The sequence below is a fragment of the Streptomyces sp. NPDC033131 genome, from assembly GCF_055578365.1.
In genome coordinates, this window is sequence record NZ_JBVIPA010000125.1 from 1 (window position 1) to 1,320 (window position 1,320).

Here is a 1,320-nt window from a genome sequence, read left to right on the forward strand (position 1 = left end):
AGACACCATCCGCTTTCCGAACATGTTGCGTTGGTCCGGGATGGGTGGGCATGAACTCCGGTTGGTAGCGGGAGAGATGAGCGTGGTTCGTCCGCTTGTCTGGCTCGTGGAGGTGGTGGCTGGTGCCGTCAGTGCTCGGTCTGCTGGAAGCCCGGGAGAAGAGAGTTCGGGAAGAGATCGCGCGGTTGCGGGAGGAGGCCGAGCGGGTGCAGGCCGCGCTCGGTGAGGCGGAAGGAGCCCTTCAGCGGCTGGTGGATGCCCGGGCGACGGTGGCCGAGGTGCTGGCCGAGCCGTCTTCGGCAGTCGCGGAGCCGGTGCGGGGCGCCATGGCGGGTTCACCGGTGCCGCACCGGATCGACGGCATGGCGGCGTCGGTACTCGCGCCGGATTATCAGCGGATCGTGTCGGTGCTGGAGTCGGAGGCGGGCCGAGAGGGGATGCGCTGCCAGCAGCTGGCCGTGGCCCTCGGCCTTCAGGCGGTCCCGGCGAAGGTCGAGGGACTGCGGTCGAAGGCGAAACGCCTGGTGGAGCGAGGGTGGGCCCTCCAGGTGCGGCCGGGGGTGTTCACCGCGGTCGAAGGACCGGCCGGCTGAAAGCACCGGGGCGGCGTCCGGCCAGGCGGCCGCTCATGAGCATGGTCATCGACCACAGCACCATGGCCTCGTGCATGGCGGGCAGCGTCTCGTAGTCACGCGCCAGACGACGTGAGCGCATCAGCCAGCTCAACGTTCTTTCCACCACCCACCTGCGGGGCAGCACCACGAACCCGGTGGTGTCGTCGGTGCGTTTGACGATGTCGAGGGTGAGCTGGAGTTTCTCGGCTGCCCAGTCGACCAGGCGCCCGGCATAGCCGCCGTCCGCCCACACCAGGCGGATGGAGAAGTACATCTTCCGAAGCCGCTCGAGCAGGGGGACGGCGGCGTCGCGGTCCTGCACGCTCGCCGCGGTCACGGCCAGGACCATGCCGAGGCAGTCCACCACCAGGTGCCGCTTGCGGCCGCCCACCTTCTTCCCGCCGTCCCAGCCGGAGGTGGAGCGCGGGATGTTCGCCGCTGCCCTCACCGACTGTGAGTCCACGATGGCAGCAGTCGGATCCACCGTGCGGCCTTCCTTCTGGCGGACCTTGTCGCGCAGCCGGTCGTGGAGCTCGGCGAGCAGACCCGTGATCTGCCAGCGGCGGGCGAAAGCATGCACCCGCCGATACGGCGGGAAGTCCGCAGGCAGGTTGGCCCACTTGACGCCGTTGTCGGCCACATAGCGGACCGCGTCGATCATCTGCCGGTGGCAGAAGCCCTCCGGCCGCCCGCCCCGGCCCTCCAG

2 protein-coding genes are annotated in these 1,320 nt (G+C 69.7%); one reads left to right on the forward strand and one right to left on the reverse strand.

All coding sequences use genetic code 11. The annotated features are described in order from the left end of the window. Positions 1–122: 122 nt before the first annotated feature. Positions 123–593: a hypothetical protein gene (locus ACZ5XS_RS45795; protein ID WP_468661648.1), complete on the forward strand. Its 471-nt coding sequence runs from the start codon at positions 123–125 to the stop codon at positions 591–593. Here the strand turns inward: ACZ5XS_RS45795 and ACZ5XS_RS45800 are convergent. Further along, positions 565–1,320: IS5 family transposase (locus ACZ5XS_RS45800; RefSeq protein ID WP_468661649.1), on the reverse strand; the 756-nt coding region annotated here is incomplete at its 5' end. The two genes, ACZ5XS_RS45795 and ACZ5XS_RS45800, sit on opposite strands and share 29 nt — an antisense overlap.